The organism is Rhodoferax sp. GW822-FHT02D07, from assembly GCF_058802405.1.
In genome coordinates this window covers 91,265-108,816 of sequence record NZ_JBXAOD010000001.1, presented here as the reverse complement: position 1 = coordinate 108,816, position 17,552 = coordinate 91,265, and the positions used below count along the sequence as shown (strand labels likewise).

17 protein-coding genes and 1 tRNA gene are annotated in these 17,552 nt (G+C 60.1%); 8 read left to right on the top strand and 10 right to left on the bottom strand.

Features of this window, described 5'->3' with window-relative positions; genetic code table 11:
• Positions 1 to 79: 79 nt before the first annotated feature.
• Both AC1RNN_RS00580 and AC1RNN_RS00575 read left to right on the top strand, forming a co-directional pair.
• Entirely contained in the window at positions 80 to 1,024 is a 945-nt protein-coding gene (locus AC1RNN_RS00580) for a LysR family transcriptional regulator (protein WP_493086866.1), read from the top strand.
• Positions 1,025 to 1,237: 213 nt separating this feature from the next.
• The gene (locus tag AC1RNN_RS00575) at positions 1,238 to 1,846 is read left to right on the top strand and encodes a discoidin domain-containing protein (protein ID WP_493086868.1); all 609 of its coding nucleotides are present in this window, start codon (positions 1,238 to 1,240) and stop codon (positions 1,844 to 1,846) included.
• A 52-nt stretch (positions 1,847 to 1,898) separates the two neighbouring features.
• Here AC1RNN_RS00575 and leuA read toward each other — a convergent pair whose 3' ends face one another.
• Positions 1,899 to 3,614: a 2-isopropylmalate synthase gene (gene leuA / locus AC1RNN_RS00570; protein ID WP_493086870.1), complete on the bottom strand. Its 1,716-nt coding sequence runs from the start codon at positions 3,612 to 3,614 to the stop codon at positions 1,899 to 1,901.
• A gap of 166 nt (positions 3,615 to 3,780) precedes the next feature.
• Positions 3,781 to 4,257 (bottom strand): FKBP-type peptidyl-prolyl cis-trans isomerase, encoded by a 477-nt coding sequence (locus tag AC1RNN_RS00565; RefSeq protein ID WP_493086872.1) that lies wholly within the window; start codon positions 4,255 to 4,257, stop codon positions 3,781 to 3,783.
• Between the two features lie 114 nt (positions 4,258 to 4,371).
• On the opposite strand from AC1RNN_RS00565, the gene grxD reads away from it, so the two are divergent.
• Positions 4,372 to 4,698 carry a Grx4 family monothiol glutaredoxin gene (gene grxD, locus AC1RNN_RS00560; protein ID WP_493086874.1) on the top strand — a complete coding sequence of 109 codons (327 nt, stop codon included), beginning with the start codon at positions 4,372 to 4,374 and terminating at the stop codon, positions 4,696 to 4,698.
• 66 nt (positions 4,699 to 4,764) lie between these two features.
• Positions 4,765 to 6,696: a putative bifunctional diguanylate cyclase/phosphodiesterase gene (locus tag AC1RNN_RS00555; protein ID WP_493086876.1), complete on the top strand. Its 1,932-nt coding sequence runs from the start codon at positions 4,765 to 4,767 to the stop codon at positions 6,694 to 6,696.
• On the opposite strand, the gene AC1RNN_RS00550 is transcribed toward AC1RNN_RS00555, so the two are convergent.
• The gene (locus tag AC1RNN_RS00550; RefSeq protein WP_493086878.1) at positions 6,668 to 7,309 is read right to left on the bottom strand and encodes a lytic transglycosylase domain-containing protein; all 642 of its coding nucleotides are present in this window, start codon (positions 7,307 to 7,309) and stop codon (positions 6,668 to 6,670) included. The genes AC1RNN_RS00555 and AC1RNN_RS00550 overlap by 29 nt on opposite strands.
• Positions 7,306 to 9,048 (bottom strand): proline--tRNA ligase, encoded by a 1,743-nt coding sequence (locus AC1RNN_RS00545; RefSeq protein WP_493086880.1) that lies wholly within the window; start codon positions 9,046 to 9,048, stop codon positions 7,306 to 7,308. The genes AC1RNN_RS00550 and AC1RNN_RS00545 overlap by 4 nt, the downstream gene beginning before the upstream one ends.
• 91 nt (positions 9,049 to 9,139) lie before the next feature.
• Here AC1RNN_RS00545 and AC1RNN_RS00540 point away from each other — a divergent pair, with 91 nt between their 5' ends.
• Entirely contained in the window at positions 9,140 to 9,769 is a 630-nt protein-coding gene (locus AC1RNN_RS00540) for an RNA pyrophosphohydrolase (protein ID WP_493086882.1), read from the top strand.
• Positions 9,762 to 10,292 carry a CNP1-like family protein gene (locus AC1RNN_RS00535; protein ID WP_493086883.1) on the top strand — a complete coding sequence of 177 codons (531 nt, stop codon included), beginning with the start codon at positions 9,762 to 9,764 and terminating at the stop codon, positions 10,290 to 10,292. The genes AC1RNN_RS00540 and AC1RNN_RS00535 overlap by 8 nt, the downstream gene beginning before the upstream one ends.
• 17 nt (positions 10,293 to 10,309) lie before the next feature.
• On the opposite strand, the gene proB is transcribed toward AC1RNN_RS00535, so the two are convergent.
• The 4 genes from proB to rplU all read right to left on the bottom strand — a co-directional run bounded on the left by proB (position 10,310) and on the right by rplU (position 13,246).
• Complete coding sequence (proB, locus tag AC1RNN_RS00530; protein WP_493086884.1) at positions 10,310 to 11,446, bottom strand: glutamate 5-kinase; 1,137 nt, start codon at positions 11,444 to 11,446, stop codon at positions 10,310 to 10,312.
• 54 nt (positions 11,447 to 11,500) lie between these two features.
• A complete protein-coding gene (gene cgtA / locus AC1RNN_RS00525) occupies positions 11,501 to 12,592 on the bottom strand; it encodes an Obg family GTPase CgtA (protein ID WP_493086886.1) in 1,092 nt (363 codons plus the stop codon).
• A 72-nt stretch (positions 12,593 to 12,664) separates the two neighbouring features.
• Positions 12,665 to 12,922, bottom strand: coding sequence for a 50S ribosomal protein L27 (gene rpmA, locus AC1RNN_RS00520; RefSeq protein WP_493086888.1), 258 nt, complete (start codon positions 12,920 to 12,922; stop codon positions 12,665 to 12,667).
• A gap of 12 nt (positions 12,923 to 12,934) precedes the next feature.
• On the bottom strand, positions 12,935 to 13,246 hold the full coding sequence (rplU, locus tag AC1RNN_RS00515; protein WP_294766080.1) for a 50S ribosomal protein L21: 312 nt from the start codon (positions 13,244 to 13,246) through the stop codon (positions 12,935 to 12,937).
• Positions 13,247 to 13,452: 206 nt separating this feature from the next.
• Here rplU and AC1RNN_RS00510 point away from each other — a divergent pair, with 206 nt between their 5' ends.
• Both AC1RNN_RS00510 and AC1RNN_RS00505 read left to right on the top strand, forming a co-directional pair.
• Positions 13,453 to 14,382: a polyprenyl synthetase family protein gene (locus AC1RNN_RS00510; RefSeq protein ID WP_493087091.1), complete on the top strand. Its 930-nt coding sequence runs from the start codon at positions 13,453 to 13,455 to the stop codon at positions 14,380 to 14,382.
• A gap of 26 nt (positions 14,383 to 14,408) precedes the next feature.
• Positions 14,409 to 14,485, top strand: a tRNA-Pro gene (locus tag AC1RNN_RS00505).
• A 91-nt stretch (positions 14,486 to 14,576) separates the two neighbouring features.
• Here the strand turns inward: AC1RNN_RS00505 and AC1RNN_RS00500 are convergent.
• Positions 14,577 to 16,025: a mannose-1-phosphate guanylyltransferase/mannose-6-phosphate isomerase gene (locus tag AC1RNN_RS00500; RefSeq protein WP_493086890.1), complete on the bottom strand. Its 1,449-nt coding sequence runs from the start codon at positions 16,023 to 16,025 to the stop codon at positions 14,577 to 14,579.
• A gap of 26 nt (positions 16,026 to 16,051) precedes the next feature.
• Positions 16,052 to 17,155, bottom strand: coding sequence for a nucleotidyltransferase family protein (locus tag AC1RNN_RS00495; protein ID WP_493086891.1), 1,104 nt, complete (start codon positions 17,153 to 17,155; stop codon positions 16,052 to 16,054).
• Positions 17,156 to 17,552: the final 397 nt, after the last annotated feature.

Here is a 17,552-nt window from a genome sequence, read left to right as displayed (position 1 = left end):
AAAAGAGTGAACAGGCCAGAATTGTTGATTGCCGCCATGAAAGTGATAATCCTTTTCAATAGAACATCACTTGTGCGCCATGAGCATCAATACCCCCTTGGACAGCCTGCCCGACATGGCCGTGTTCGCCCGCGTGGTGGAGGCGGGCAGCTTCTCCGCCGCAGCGCGTGAGCTGGGAATCACCCCCTCTGCTGCCAGCCGGCAGGTGGCGCGACTGGAGGGCGTGCTGCGGGTGCGCCTGCTGGAGCGCACCACGCGCAAGCTGCGCATGACCGAGGCCGGAACCGCCGCCTACAGCCGCTGCCAGGCCTTGGTGGGCGCTGCGCGCGAGGTGCTGGCGCTGAGTGACACCCACACCGCCACGCCGCGCGGCCTGGTGCGCGTGAGCATGGCCAAGGCCGTGGGCCGTCAGGTCATCCACCCGTTGATGCCCGCCTTTTTGGCCCGCTATCCCGAGGTGGATGTGCAGCTGGTCATTACCGACCGGCAGGTCGATTTGCTGCAGGAACCGATTGACCTGGCCATACGTGCCACCGATGCACCACCGCCAGGCCTGGCAGGTCGCCCGTTAATGCCGGTACACCACATCGTGTGCGCCAGCCCCCAGTACCTGACCACCCATGGCACGCCGCAACACCCCCGCGAACTGGCGGAACACAGCTGTATTTACCTGGGAGAGACGGAGGACGACCGCCACTGGCGCTTTCGCCGCAACGGCACCGGCGCTGCCAACGGCCAGGGCGAAGAAGTGCGTGTGAAAGTAAGCGGCCGCTACGCGGCCAACCACAGCGAGGTCCGGCTGGAAGCCGCCCTGCACCACTTGGGCTTGGCCAGCCTGCCCGAATTCACGGCGCGCAAAGCCCTGGCCAGTGGCGCACTGGTCACCGTGCTGAATGACTGGCAACACCAGACCTACTACGCCGGAACGGCCTGGCTGCTCTACCCCTCCAACCGCTTTCTGCCTGCCAAGGTGCGGGTGTGGATCGACCATGTGGTGGAGGCGCTTAAGAAAAACACCCACTAGCCCTCGTTGACATTGCGCGAGCGGCTATGAATTCAGGAGCAATTCATACCTGTCCACCTGATTGTGGAGCAACGCAGCCATAGTAAATCTGTAGCCTAGACCCCTTCAAGTAGCAGTTTGTTACATTGAAATGAAGACCCGATCGGACTATCGACGGATACCGCGATATCCCAGAGACTCCGCCCGCAACTACTTTTCCCACAGGGGTTTTTCATGAACTACATCAAAACAATTCGCATGACCGTCGCTGCAGGCTGTATCGCTATGACCAGTCTGTTGTCCGCCACCGCATTCGCAGCTGACATTCCAGTTTCCAGCGTGACTGCGTCCAGCACCTTCTATACATACAACGTTAACAACCTGATCAATGGTGCTGGCCTTTCCGGTAACTCGCACAGCGGAGACTGGCAAACCAAGTGGCTCACCAATGGCGCCGTTACCGGTACCCTGACATTTGATGTCGGATCTGCCCAGAAAATTGGCAGCACCACCATCTGGAACTACGGGGCCGGCTGCTGTGGCGTTGAGCGCTCGGTCAAAGACTTGGGTATCAGTTACTCGGTAGATGGCGTCACCTACACCCATTTTTCCGATTTCGTACTGAACAAAACAGAGGATCTACCTTTCAACGGCCAAACCTTTGGTTTGGGCTTCAACGCCCGTTACATTCAGTTCAGCCTCAATAGCAACTACGGTGACAACTACACCGGCCTGTCTGAAGTCAAATTCACTACCGCAGTCCCTGAACCAGAGACCTATGCAATGCTGTTGGCAGGCTTGGGACTCCTTGGTGCGGCCGCACGTCGCCGCCAACGCGTCTAACTCGGATCTTCCGAATAAAAAAACGAGGCCCTAGCCTCGTTTTTTTTTCGCCTCACGCCGCCACTGCGGAAGCTTCTTGCGTCATCAGCCCCAAGCGGTTCACGCCACTCACCAGCGCCTTGACCGAGGCGGTCACGATATTGGTGTCCAGGCCCACGCCAAAGCGCTCGCCACTGCCCGAGCCGGCAGACAACTCCATGAAGGCGCAGGCCTGGGCCTCGCCCGCATCAGCGCTGGCCTTGGTGCTGCGTTCTTCATAGCTGCGCACCTGGACGCGGATGCCCAGGGTGTGCAGCGCATGCACTGCGGCGTCGATGGGGCCATTGCCCTCGCCGCTGGCGATGACGCGCTGGCCATCCACTTCTAAGGCCAGGCGGATGCCTTGCACATGCTTTTTACCGGGCTCGGTGGGGTGCTCAAAGAGGTGGTGCTCCAGATAGCGCACCGAGGCCTCGGCCGGGTTCAGGTAGGTGGCGTCGAACAGATCCCAGATGGCCTGCGCCGTCATCTCGCCGCCGTGGGTGTCTGTGTAACTCTGCACCTCGCCCGAGAACTCCACCTGCAGGCGGCGCGGCATCACCACGCCAAACTCGGCCTCCATGAGGTAGGCCACACCGCCCTTGCCGCTCTGGCTGTTGACGCGGATCACCGAGTCATAGCTGCGGCCCACGTCGGCCGGGTCGATGGGCATGTAGGGCACTTGCCACAGGCCGTCCGCCTTTTGCGCGGCAAAGCCTTTCTTGATCGCGTCCTGGTGCGAGCCGCTGAAGGCGGTGAACACGAGGTCACCCACATAGGGGTGGCGCGGGTGGATGGGCAGCTGGTTGCAGTGCTCCACGGTGCGCGCAATGGCGTTGATGTCGGAAAAGTCCAGGCCCGGGGACACACCCTGGGTATAGAGGTTAAGCGCCAGCGTGACCAGGTCCACATTGCCGGTGCGCTCGCCATTGCCAAACAGGCAGCCTTCGACACGGTCAGCACCGGCCATGACACCCAGCTCGGCCGCGGCCACACCGGTGCCCCGGTCGTTGTGCGGGTGCAGGCTGAGGATGACGCTGTCGCGACGCGCCAGGTGGGTGTGCATCCACTCGATCTGGTCGGCATACACATTGGGCGTGGCCACTTCCACAGTGGCGGGCAGGTTGAGGATGACCTTGTTGTCCGGCGTGGCGCCCCACTCCGCAGTGACTGCGTCGCAGACCTCGCAGGCAAAGTCCAGCTCAGTGCTGGTGAAGACCTCGGGGCTGTACTGCAGCACCCATTCGGTCTCGGGCATGGTGGAGGTGATCTGCTTGATGAGACGCACCGAGGAGACCGCGAGCTCCTTGACCTCGTCCTTGTTCATGCCAAACACCACTTCGCGGAACACGGGAGCCGTGGCGTTGTAGACGTGGACGATGGCGCGGCGCGCGCCCTTGAGGGACTCGATGGTGCGGGTAATGAGGTGGTCACGCGACTGGGTCAATACCTCGATGGTCACGTCCTCGGGCACATGGCCGCCCTCGATGAGCTGGCGCACAAAGTCAAAGTCGGTCTGCGAGGCGCTGGGAAAGCCGACCTCGATCTCCTTGAAGCCGATCTGGCACAGGGTACGGAACATGCGCATCTTGCGCTCGGCGTTCATGGGCTCGAACAGGGACTGGTTGCCGTCGCGCAGGTCGGTGCTCATCCAGATCGGGGCCTGGGTGATGGTACAGCTGGGCCATTGGCGCTGTGGCAAGTCAATGGCGGGGAAGGCGCGGTATTTGGTGGCGGGGTTGGACAGCACGGCAAAACTCCTGTTGGCAGATACGGGACATTGATAGCTATCGTAGGCCGGGAGGTGGGGCATCCGATTGCGATATGGTGCTCAAAACACCACTCCAGAAGCAAAAAATGGCTGGATTCTTAAGAATCCAGCCATTTTCATGAAATGACTATAGGAATTAAGGCAATCAGTGGTGATGGCCGTGGGCGCCATGCACATGGCCGTGGGCGATTTCCTCTTCGCTGGCAGCACGCACTTCCATCACCTTGACGGCAAAGCGCAGGGTCTTGCCGGCGTGGGGGTGATTGCCGTCCAGATGCACCACCGGGCCCTTGATTTTGGTCACGGTGAACACGTGCACCTGGCCATCCTCGCCACGGCCTTCGAGCTGGCCGCCCACCTTCACGCCCGGGGGAAACTGGGTCTTGGGGATGGTTTGCAGCAGGGCCTCGTTGTACTCGCCAAAAGCGTCGGCGGGCGCCAGTTCCACGGTGGTGGAAAAACCGACGGTCTGGCCTTCCAAGGCCTCTTCGATCTTGGCAAAGGTATTGCCGTAGCCACCATGCAGGTAGGCGATGGGCTCCTGGCTCTGGTCCAGCAGCTTGCCGGTGGTGTCGGTGACCTTGAATTGCAGGGTGACTGCGGTGTTTTTGCTGATGTTCATGCCCTCTATTATCGGGAAAAGCCCCGGTCCCGGCCCAGCCCTCCCCCGACCTCCCTGCACAAGCGCGGGTGAAGGTGAAATAATCAGGGTATCTATCTATCCGGAAGTATTGACATGAGCGACGCACAACAACGCATTGACGAACTGGTGAAATCCAACGAGATCCTGCTCTTCATGAAGGGCACCGCCAGCTTTCCCCAGTGCGGCTTCTCCGGCCGCGCCATCCAGATCCTCAAGGCCTGCGGCGTGGACACCAAGACCGTCAAGACCGTGAACGTGCTGGAAGACGACGAGATCCGCCAGGGCATCAAGGAATACAGCAGCTGGCCCACCATTCCCCAGCTCTACATCAAGGGCGAATTCATCGGAGGCTCCGACATCATGATGGAGATGTACGAGTCCGGTGAACTGGCCCAAACCCTGGGCAAGAGCCCCGCCTGATCACCACGCCGGTACCTGAGCCCGGCGCACATCTCCGGGGCCAGGCACCCCGCCAACGGCCCCATCGTGCCAGACTCCATCCCGACCGACACCGGCGAAGCAGCCTTGCGCAGCCGGCGGCTGTCCCAGTTTGCTGCACTCCTGTTCGTTGCCTTTACGGGCACAGCCCTGCAGTATGGCTTCCAGCACCGCTGGGATGTGGTGCTCATTCTGGTCACCGCCGCCCTGCTGATGCTGCCCAGCGAGTGGCTCAACCGCCGCGGGCACCAGCAGGCATCTGCCGTGATGATTCTGGGTGCGGCCACGCTGGCCCTCTCTTGCATCATGTGGCGCAGCGATGGTCTGCGTGACTCCTCCCTCCTCGGCTTCCCCGTCATCCTGATCGCTGCGGGCCAGTTGCTCAAACCCAAACAGTTCTGGTGGTTGCTGGCAGGCATGGTGCTGTCGGTGCTGCTGGTCGGGCTGGGCACGCTGTATGGCTGGCGCAGCGAAACGACACCAGGTACCGATCTGGACCGCCTGACCGACAGCCTCACGATCCTGCTGGTCAACGGCGTGGTGGTGTGGTTCATGGCCTATGACATGCAGAAGGCCTTGGCCCGCCTGCGGGTGCAGATTACCCGCTATCGGGAGTCCGAAAAAAACCTGACCCACTTGGCGCAGCACGATGCCCTGACCCACCTGCCCAACCGCATATTGGGCAGCGAACTGGTCGAGCAGGCGATCGCCACCAGCGCGCGGCACCAGCAGCTGGTGGCCCTGCTCTTCGTGGATCTGGACAACTTCAAGGACGTGAACGACTCGGTGGGCCATTCCGCCGGAGACGAGTTTCTCCAGCAGGTCGCCCTGCGCTTGCGCGACGCGGTACGCCATGCCGACATCGTCTGCCGCCAGGGCGGCGACGAGTTTCTGGTGGGCGTCACTGGTGTCTCTGACACCCAGGGCATTGCCCAGGCGGCCGCCCAAGTCCTGCAGCGCATGCAGGAGCCCTTTCATCTGCGCGGTCTGGAAATCTTGGCCAGTTGTTCCATCGGAATCGCGGTGTATCCCAAGGATGGCGCCACCTTCGAGGAACTGCTGCGCCACGCCGATCTCGCCATGTACCAGGCCAAGGAGTCGGGCCGCAACGCCTACCGCTTCTTCGATGAAGAAATCAATACCAGCATCCGCGAGAACCTGCACCTCATCTCCAGCCTGCGCCAGGCGATTGCGCAGAACGAACTGGTGCTGCACTACCAACCCGTGTTTGACCTGGGCAATAACGAACTGGTCGGCGCCGAGGCGCTGGTCCGCTGGCAGAACCCCAAACTGGGGCTCGTCTCGCCCGGCCTGTTCATTCCCGTGGCAGAAAAATCCGGGCTGATCGTAGACATTGGCCAATGGGTGCTGCAGGAAGCCTGCCGCCAGATGCAGGCCTGGCGCATGGCGGGTGCGCCACCCTTGCGCGTGGCCGTCAACTTGTCACCGGTGCAGTTTCGTCGGGGCGACGTGGAAGCCATCATCGAACGGGTGCTGCAACACACCGGACTGGCCCCCGAACAGCTGGAGCTGGAAGTGACGGAGTCCACCCTGATCCAGGACACCGAAAAGTTTGTGCAGACCCTGCAACGCATCAAAGCCATGGGCATCCACCTGGCCATCGACGACTTTGGCACCGGTTACTCCAACCTGTCCTACCTGCAGCGTTTCTCGGTGGACAAGCTCAAGATCGACCAGTCTTTTGTGCGCCGCCTGCTCGACGGTGAAAAGGATGTGACCATGGTCAGCGCCATCATCCATCTGGCCAAGAGCCTGAACCTCATGGTAACTGCCGAAGGGGTGGAGAACGTCGAGACACGCGATGCGCTGAAACGCATGGATTGCGACCAGGCCCAAGGCTACTGGTTTGCCAAGCCTATGCCCGCGGCGCAGTTTGAGGCCTTCTGGCGCAAGCAGCTGGCGGCCCCGGCAATGCGCCCGGGCGTGGTACCTATCCCGCCCAGTCCCAGTTCCGCTTAGCGCCCATGACGGCGTTGGGGTACGGCGCCTTGCCGCGCGAACCGTTGTAGCGCCCCAGTGCCATGAACACATCGCCGCGCTCGCGGTCCAGGTAGTGGCGCAGGATCACGCAGCCAAAGCGCAGGTTGGTACCCATGTGGAACAGCTTGCCCGCATCACCATCGCCAATCACACGCGTCCAGAACGGCATGACCTGCATGTAGCCACGCGCGCCCACGCTGCTCACGGCGAACTTGCGGAAGTTGCTCTCCACCTGGATCAGACCCAGCACCAAGGAGACATCCAGCCCCGCGCGCTTGCTCTCGTACCAGACGGTCTGCAGAAAGTCCTTGCGGGTCTGCCAGTCGGGCTTTTTCTTCTTGAGGCGCTCGCTCATGGCGCCCAGCCAGCGCAGGTACTTGAGGCGCGCCTCGGTATCCGCAAACACGGGCTCGGGCGGCGCGGTATTGGCAATGGCAGCGCTCAACGCCGTGCGCACGGCATCGGCCAGCGGTTCCTCCACCTGGGCACCGGCCTGCGCCTGCTGCGTAAACGATAGAGCCCCGCACAGACCCAACAGGGCTTGCAGGCCAGTTCGCCTTGAAAACAGACAGTCTACCGGGGCAGGCTTCATGCCTGCAGGCGGGCGCGCAGCAGCGCGGCAATCTCGCCCACGGGTACCTTGGTGGCCTCGGTGTCGCGGCGATGCTGGTACTCCACCACGCCTTCCTTGAGCGCGCGGTCGCCAATGGTCACGCGGTGCGGCACGCCGATCAGCTCCCAGTCGGCAAACATGGCACCGGGGCGCTCGTTGCGATCGTCCAGGATTACGTCTACACCCGCGGCCAGCAGCTCGGCATACAGCGTGTCGGCAGCAGCCTTGACGTCGGCAAAGCGGTCGGGGCTGATGGGGCACAGCACCACTGTGAAGGGTGCCAGCGCGTCGGGCCAGATGATGCCCTTGTCGTCATGGTTCTGCTCAATGGCTGCGGCGGGCAGGCGGGTGATGCCGATGCCGTAGCAACCCATTTCCATGAACTGCGGCTTGCCGTTTTCACCCAGGAAGGTCGCGTTCATGGCCTTGCTGTACTTGGTGCCCAGGTAGAACACATGGCCCACTTCGATACCGCGCTCGATGGCCAGCACGCCCTTGCCGTCAGGCGAGGCGTCGCCCGCCACCACGTTGCGCAGGTCGGCCACCAGATCGGGCTCGGGCAGGTCGCGGCCCCAGTTCACGCCGGTCAAGTGGTAGTCCACCTCGTTGGCGCCGCAGACCATGTCCGCCATCAGCGCCACTTCGCGGTCCGCAATCACCTTCAGCGGTTTCTTCAAACCGACGGGGCCAAGATAACCCGGCTCGCAACCAAAATGTTCATCGATTTCGGCGAGTGTGGCAAAGCGGAAATCTGCCAAGCCTGGCAGCTTGCCGACCTTGACTTCGTTCATGCTGCGGTCGCCACGGATCAGCAGCAGCCAGACTTGCGAGGACACCACGGCCCCCTTGTCATCGTGCACATCGGTCGCCACCACCAGCGACTTGAGCGACCGCTCCAGCGGCACATTCAGATACGCAGCCACGTCTTCACAGGTGCTCTTGCCGGGTGTCGCGACTTTTTCCATAGCAGCCCGCGCAGCCGCTCTGGGGCCTGTAGGGGCCAAAGCCTCTGCTTTTTCGATATTGGCCGCGTAGTCGCTAGTCGGGCAGTAGATGATGGCGTCTTCCCCGGTGGAGGCGATCACCTGGAACTCTTCGGACAAATCGCCACCAATCGCACCGCTGTCCGCCGCCACCGCGCGGTAGCGCAGGCCGAAGCGGTCAAAGATCTTGCGGTAGGCGCCGGCCATGACCTGGTAGCTGGCCTTGGCTGATTCCTGATCGCGGTCGAAGCTGTACGCGTCCTTCATGATGAATTCGCGCCCGCGCATGAGGCCAAAACGGGGACGGCGCTCGTCACGGAACTTGGTCTGGATCTGGTACAGGTTTTTGGGCAGCTGCTTGTAGCTCTTGATTTCCTGGCGCGCGATGTCGGTCACCACCTCTTCGCTGGTGGGCTGGATGACGAAGTCGCGGTCATGCCGGTCCTTGATGCGCAGCAGCTCAGGCCCCATCTTGTCGAAGCGGCCGGTTTCCTGCCACAGCTCGGCCGGCTGCACCACGGGCATGGTGCACTCCACGGCGCCCGCACGATTCATCTCCTCGCGCACGATGGCCTCCACCTTGCGGATCACGCGCAGGCCCATAGGCATGTAGGTGTAGATCCCTGCGCCCAGCTTCTTGATCATGCCGGCCCGCATCATGAGCTTGTGGCTGGCCACCTCGGCGTCTGCGGGCGCTTCTTTGAGGGTGGAGATAAGGAATTGGGAGGCTTTCATGACGGAACTCGCTGACGGGGGAGGCGTTCTGCGCTTGATGCACCGCATTCGCTGTGCATAATGAACGAAGTTTAAAAATTGGGGTTTGATTATGCTTGACCGGGACGGATTTCGGCCCAATGTCGGCATCGTCCTGCTCAACCAGAGAAATCAGGTATTTTGGGGCAAGCGCATACGTACCCATTCGTGGCAGTTTCCGCAGGGCGGCATTGACCGGGGCGAGACGCCCGAGCAGGCCATGTTCCGCGAATTGCACGAGGAAGTGGGGCTCCAGCCGGAGCACGTCAGCATTGTTGCCCGTACCCGAGACTGGTTGCGCTACGAGGTGCCAGACCGGTACATCCGACGTGACGCACGCGGTCACTACAAAGGCCAAAAACAGATCTGGTTCTTGCTCCAGTTGGTGGGGCATGACTGGGACCTGAACCTGCGCGCCACCGACCATCCAGAGTTTGACGCCTGGCGCTGGAACGACTACTGGGTACCGCTGGACGCCGTGGTGGAATTCAAGCGCGGCGTCTATGAAATGGCGCTGACCGAACTCGCACGCTACCTGCCCCGACACGAGCCGCGCAATCGCTATCTGCGCCACAACCACAGACCCCGCAGCCACGAGGAACATGGCAACGCGCCTGCAGGCACCAGTGGAGCCATCGCACTGCCTCCGGGTGCAACGCTGGAACCTTTGCCCGGCGCAATGCCACCAAGTCATCATGAGTAAGTATTTGCGACCGGTACTGGCCGGCCTGCTGCTGGCTGCCACACTGCCCCAAGCCTGGGCACAAAACGGTAACGGACTCGATAATCTGGACTGGGTTGAAGAAAAGGAGCCGCCTCCACCTGCGTTCTCCAAGGAACGCGCGCTGCCACTGGAAATGCCCAGCTACGTATCGGTTCGCGTAGCCATAGACCCGGCGACCGTGCTGGTTGGCAACGATGGCATCGTGCGCTACGTCGTGGTCATGAGCAATGCCACTGGCACGGTCAATGCGGCCTACGAAGGTATACGCTGCGCCAGTGACCAGGTGAAAACCTATGCACGGGCGGGCAGTTCTGGCACATGGGGCTTGGTGGAAACACCGGCTTGGCGTGATCTGAATGACAACCAGCCCTCACGGCATGCCCATATATTTGCACGCCAAGCAGCCTGTCAATCACATGTCGCCAACAGCAAGGCAGAGATCACCAAGGCGCTGCAAACCGGCAAGAAACCCACCACTGGCGAAAAATACTCCGACTTTTGAAGTACCCGGGGGGCGACTTAACGGCTTAGCACCAAGTTGTCCCGGTGCAGCATCTCAGGCTCCGCCGCGTAGCCCAGCAGGCGCTCAAATTCACTTGACGGTTTGCGGCAAATGAGCCGTGCCTCCGCACTGGAATAGTTGGCCAAGCCGCGTGCAATCTCTTGGCCCGCCTCGTCGCGCACGGCGATCACATCGCCGCGTGAGAAGTCCCCATCCACCAACACCATGCCGATCGGCAGCAGGCTCTTGCCTTCGTCCCGCACCTTGGCGGCGGCGCCGGAATCCACGACCACTGCACCGCGCATCTGCAAGTGGTCGGCCATCCATTGCTTGCGGGCCTGGTTCTTCTGGGTTTGGGCAATCAACAGTGTTCCAATGGCATCACCCTGCGTGAGCCGCACCAAGGCATCAGCCTCGCGCCCCCAGGCAATCACGGTAGACGCTCCGGAACCCGCTGCACGCTTGGCCGCGAGTATCTTGGTCAGCATGCCACCGCGCCCAATACTCGAACCCGCACCGCCCGCCATCAACTCCAGTGCAGGATCACCCGCCTTGGCCTCATGCACAAACTCAGCGGCCGGATCCTTGCGCGGGTCAGCTGTATACAAGCCCTTCTGATCGGTCAAGATAACCAGCGCATCAGCTTCCACCAGATTGGCAACCAAGGCGCCAAGGGTGTCGTTGTCACCGAACTTGATCTCGTCATTGACCACGGTATCGTTCTCGTTGATCACCGGCACCACACCCAGCTTCAGAAGTGTCAGCAGCGTCGATCGCGCGTTGAGGTAGCGCTCACGGTCAGCCAAATCGGCGTGGGTCAGCAGCACTTGGGCGCTGCCCAGGCCGTTCGCAGAGAGTTTGGACTCGTACATCTGAGCCAGCCCCATCTGCCCCACGGCAGCCGCAGCCTGCAGCTCGTGAACTTCCTTGGGTCGGCTGGCCCACCCCAAGCGCTTCATGCCTTCGGCAATCGCCCCACTGGACACCATGATGACTTCGCGCCCATCACGGATCAGCAAGGCCAGTTGGCGGCACCATTCGCCAATCGCCTGCTCATCCAGTCCCCGGCCCTCGTTGGTGACCAGACTGGACCCCACCTTGACCACCACACGCCGCGCTTCACGCAATACCGGGGAGCTGAATTTTTGAGTCATTTTAGCCTATAGCCCTCATCATTACTGCGCGAGCAGCTATCTAATTTATAGCAATCAAGAGGCGCTTGTATCGCCCTCATCCGAAGCACTTGCCAAGAAACGGGGGTCCACCTCCACATTCGGCTGCTCCGCCAGCTGTTGCGCCTTGACGTGCTTGTAGATTTCCTTGATCAGGGGCTCGCAGCCCTCGCGCGTCAATGCCGAGATTTCAAACACCGGGCCCTTGAACTTGAAACGCTTGACGAAATCCTTGATCAGCGCCGGCCGCTCATCGCCCGGCACCATGTCCAGTTTGTTGAGCACCAGCCAACGCGGCTTGTTGTACAGGGCTTCGTCATACTTCTTGAGCTCATTGACGATAGCCTTGGCCTGCGCCACTGTGTCCACGCTCTCGTCAAATGGCGCCATGTCCACCACGTGCAATAGCAGGCGGGTGCGTTGCAAATGGCGCAGGAACTGGTGCCCCAGACCGGCGCCTTCGGAAGCGCCTTCAATCAAGCCAGGAATATCCGCCACCACAAAGCTTTGCTCCGGTCCCACACGCACCACGCCCAGGTTGGGGTGCAGCGTGGTGAACGGGTAGTCGGCAATCTTGGGGCGGGCGTTGGAGACGGCGGCTATCAGCGTCGACTTGCCCGCGTTGGGCATGCCCAACAGACCCACATCGGCCAACACCTTGAGCTCGAGCTTGAGATTGCGCTTTTCGCCAGGCCAGCCGGGCGTCTTCTGGCGCGGAGCGCGGTTGATGGCGCTCTTGAAGCGCAAGTTGCCAAAACCACCGTCCCCCCCCTTGGCAATGGTGATGACCTCGCCTGGCGTGAGCAGCTCGAACAGCACTTCGCCCGTTTCGGCATCGCTGATGATGGTGCCCACGGGCATCTTGAGGGTGATGTCGTCACCAGCTGCACCAAACATGTCGGAGCCCATGCCGTGTTCACCGCGCTTGGCGTCGTAACGCCGCGCAAAGCGGTAGTCCACCAGGGTATTGAGATTGATGTCAGCTACTGCATAGACGTGGCCACCCCGACCACCATCACCACCGTTGGGCCCCCCAAATTCCTTGTACTTCTCGTGTCGGAAGGAGACGCAGCCGTTGCCACCATCTCCTGCGGCGATATCAATGTAGGCTTCGTCAACAAACTTCATGGCGAGTTCCTAGGTTAGAAATGAAAAACCCCGCGCGAAGGGCGCAGGGTTTCTCGGGGGAGCATGGGCAGTTTACGCTGCAGTGATGCTCACAGTGTGCTTGTTCAGCGCGCCCTTGACTGCGAACGACACGTGGCCGTCCACCAGTGCAAACAAGGTGTGGTCCACGCCGATACCGACGTTATCGCCGGGGTGGAACTTGGTGCCGCGCTGGCGCACGATGATGGAACCGGCACTCACCAGTTCGCCACCAAAAGCCTTCACGCCGAGCATCTTTGGCTTGGAATCACGTCCGTTGCGCGTAGAGCCGCCGCCTTTTTTCTGTGCCATGACCTATGCCCCTTAAGCGGAAATCGCGCCGATTTGCAGTTCGGTGAACTGTTGGCGGTGTCCTTGACGTTTCTGATAGTGCTTGCGACGACGCATCTTGAAAATCTTGACCTTGTCGTGCTTGCCGTGAGCCACTACTGTGACTGTAACTTTTGCGCCGGACACCAAGGGAGTGCCAACCTTCAGTTCAGCGCCGTTGCCGACTGCCAGAACCTGGTCGATCACGATCTCTTGGCCTACGTCCGCAGCAATCTGTTCTACTTTAATTTTTTCGCCAGTAGCAACGCGATATTGCTTGCCACCGGTTTTTATGACCGCGTACATGTTGACCTCTTGAATAGGAAAGTCTGCGAAAGAATTTTCACAGAGCCTGCGAGTATACCATTTCAAAAAAATCAGGAAACCCCTGCCCTGGCTGAACGGCACCCCTTGGTGGGTGCTCTCTATAATCCAGATAAACAAACCGGTTTACCGCCTTGCAAGTCACTACTCCCGGCTCTTCGACGGCTCTGTCCATCGTCGAAAACGACATGCGCCACGTCGACAGGGTCATCACCCAGAGGTTGGACTCGGGTGTACCGCTGGTTGGCAGCGTCTCCCAGTACATCATCTCTGCCGGTGGCAAGCGGTTGCGTCCTGTGCTGTTGCTGCTGTGTTGCGGGGCCTTGGGTTACGAAGGCGCCCAGCGCTACAACTTGGCTGCCGTGGTGGAATTCATTCATACGGCCACACTGTTGCATGACGATGTGGTGGACGACTCCGCCCTGCGCCGCGGCCACGCCACCGCCAATGCCAAGTTCGGCAACCCCGCCAGCGTGCTGGTGGGCGACTTTCTTTACTCCCGCGCCTTCCAGATGATGGTCGAAGCCCAGAGCATGCGCATCATGCAAGTGCTGGCCGACGCCACCAATGTGATAGCCGAGGGCGAAGTGCTTCAACTCATGAATATGCACAACGCCGCGCTGGATGAAGCTGGGTACCTCCAAGTCATTCGCTCCAAAACAGCCAAGCTGTTCGAGGCCAGCGCGCGTGTGGGCGCCATCCTGTCCCAGTCGACCACAGACCAAGAAGAGGCCTGCGCAGATTATGGTCAAGCGCTGGGAACCGCCTTTCAGGTCATCGATGATGTACTGGACTACACGGGCGACGCGACCGTCATGGGCAAAAACCTGGGCGACGATCTGCGGGAGGGCAAGACCACCCTGCCCCTGATTGCAGCCATGCAGCGCGGAGCCGAATCAGAGCGACTGACGATCCAGACCGCCATAGAGACAGGAGATGTGTCCATGCTGGATCAAGTGATTGCCATTGTTAAAAAGACTGGCGCACTTGAGGTGGCACAGGCTGCAGCTCGCAGCGAAGCACAGCGCGCCATCACGGCGGCACAACGTCTGCCAGCCGGTCCGCACACCGACTGTTTGGTACAATTGGCGACTCAGCTTTTAGAGCGAAACCATTGACTTCAATAGGTCTTGCTTTCCACACACGGGGTGTGGCCTAGTCCGGTAAGGCGCTTCGTTCGGGACGAAGAGATCGGAGGTTCGAATCCTCTCACCCCGACCATCTTTTGCGGTTCAACCGCTCTTCAAATGCACAAAGGGCTTGTCTTAAGACAAGCCCTTTTGTTTTGCTTTTGCGATCCATCCCCGCTGAATCAGCGGCCGTACACGTCCTCAAATCGCACAATATCGTCCTCACCCAGATAGCTGCCAGACTGCACCTCAATCATTTCCAGCGCCACCTTGCCAGGGTTCTCCAGACGGTGGGTAGTCCCCAACGGGATGTAGGTGGATTCGTTCTCGGACAGCAGATAGGCCTTCTCACCTTGTGTGACTTTCGCCGTACCGCTCACCACGATCCAATGCTCTGCACGATGGTGGTGCATCTGGAGGGACAGTGCGGCTCCGGGCTTCACCACAATGCGCTTGACCTGGAACCGCTCGCCGCTATCGACGCTGTCGTACCAGCCCCAAGGCCGAAATACCTTGCGATGCACCTGGCCCTCGCTGCGTCCTGCCTTCTTGAGCCGGTCCACAATCTTCTTCACATCCTGCGTCTTGTTCTTGTGGGCCACCAAGACCGCATCGGCAGTTTCCACCACGATCAGGTCGTCCACTCCGACGCACGCGATCAAACGCCCCTCCGAGAGTGCCAAGGTGTTGTGGCTGTCCTGCATCAAGACATCCCCCTGCGCCACGTTGCCTTGCCCATCCTTGGGAAGCACATTCCACAGAGCCTCCCAGGCCCCAACATCCGACCAACCCGCAGACAGCGGAATGACAACCCCCGGCGGCAGGGCCGACGGGGCCGACATGCCATTGCCGGCCAGACGCTCCATGACCGCATAGTCGATGGAGTCACTGGGGCACTGGCTGAATGCATCTTTGCCTACCCGCACAAACTCCCCATCTTCACGGCGATGTGCCCAAGCCTGCTCGCAAGCCTCGGCAATATCTGCACGGCACACGGAAAGGGCCTTCAGCCACACTGACGCTCGCATCATGAACAGACCACTGTTCCAAGAATACGTGCCTTCCTGCAGATACGATTGAGCCGTTTCCAGATTGGGCTTTTCAACAAAACGCGCGATGCGTCTCGCACCGTCTGCGCCAAAGTCAGCACCAGACTGGATATATCCATAGCCCGTCTCCGGCGCATCCGGGGTGATCCCAAAGGTCACCACAGCCCCCTGCTCCGCAAGTGCGGCACCTTGTCGCACCACCGCCTGAAACGCACTAGTATCCACGATGACATGGTCTGCCGGCATGACCAGCAAGACGGGGTCCGCTCCTTTTTCGATAGCTGCTCGCGCAGCAACAGTGAGCGCAGGAGCAGTATTTCTACCCAAAGGCTCCAAGACCACAGTGCCGCTCTTTCCCATCAGGCGCAATTGCTCAGCAATCACAAAGCGGTACTCCTCGTTGCACACGACCAAAGGGGGCGCGACTTCCAGGCCAGCTGCGCCGTCGATACGACGCACAGTTGCCTGCAACAACGAGTCATCGCCAATCAGGGGAAGAAGTTGCTTGGGGTATTTTTCACGTGACAAGGGCCAAAGGCGCGTGCCCGATCCGCCCGAGAGCACTACCGGTTGAATCAACATAGCAATTCCAGTTCAATACAAAAGCTTTAGGCGCGAGCATCACCCCAGCGCAACCGAGATGTGTCATCGCCACGGTATAGGGTTTCGCCATGGCGATTGACGCAATAGTGGCGCGACACAATCATCTCGAAGAAGTGCATGTCTGCTGGAATGCGGGTGTATTCAAACAGCACGCCACGGGTGATGCGCGCGCCCGTCCGGATCACACTTCCATTGCCAATCCAAGCCGGCCCAATGATGGTGGCTCCCGGCTCAATCTGTACGCTGGAACCGATGTACACCGGCCCTTCAATCTTGACCTTGTCCCATGGCACCCGCGTATTCAGACCCACCCAGACACCCGGCCGCACTTCCTTGCCGGGCATGCGCATGTAATCGATCTCACCACTCAGCACGCGCTGCAGGACAGACCAATAATCGCTCACCCGACCAATGTCCAACCAGTTGAATGGGCGATTCTGCACATAGAAAGGCTGCTTTTCTTGTGCCAGCTGGGGAAACAGCTGGGAGCCGATGTCATAGACCTGCCCCGCGGGGACCTTGCATAGGACATCTGGTTCAAATATGTAGATGCCCGTACTGGCCAATGTAGACAGCGCCTCTTCCGGTTTGGGTTTTTCCTGGAAGGATTGGATTCGGCCATCGGCATCCGCGACCACCATGCCGTAGGACTGCACATCCTCGCGTGGCACATCCAAAGCAACAACGCTTGCCAAGGCCCCCTTCGCCTTGTGTTCAGCCAAGGCAGCAGTGATGTCCAGATCAATCAAGGCATCACCGCACAGCACCAAAGTAGTGTCATCAAAGAAACCACTGAAATCCTGAATGTGGCGCATCCCCCCCGCCGACCCCAGAGGTCGCGGCAGGATATCCCCGTGCTCACGCACCCCTTCATAGGAATACCCAATCTCCACACCCCAGCGGCTTCCATCGCCGAAGTACTGCTCAATACGCTGATGGTGGTAGGCCACGTTCACCATGATTTCCTTGATGCCGTGGCGTGCCAGATGCTCAATCAGGTACTCCATCACCGGTTTGCCCAAGATGGGCACCATCGGTTTGGGCAGATCCTTGGTCAGGGGACGCACACGCGTTCCCTGACCGGCCGCCAAGATCATTCCTTTTGCCATTTATTGTTCCTTGCCATATCTGCAGTTCATGGAGGTCCCCCAAAGCCGGCCGAGTAACAGCCATTTGATTGCCAAAGTGTATCGCCCGCACCTAGTCCATAAGGACTAACCATATGCACAATCGTCATGGCATAGGCAGAAATTTCGTACCGAAATGTCACACAATTGCCATCAGACTTTGTAAAAAATTTGCACATCCATACAAGGCTATTCCAATAGTTTTGGAGTTCTTTCCCTAGGGTTCGTGCAATTGGGTAGCACCAAAACGTGAAAAAGTTCACAGTTTTCAGCGCCTGCAACGATTGGATGCAAATTCACCCGTTTGGGGGATGGGCGTAGTCCAATCAGATCAGTAACATCCGCCACTCGCTCTAGGTAATTAGCATTAACCCTTACC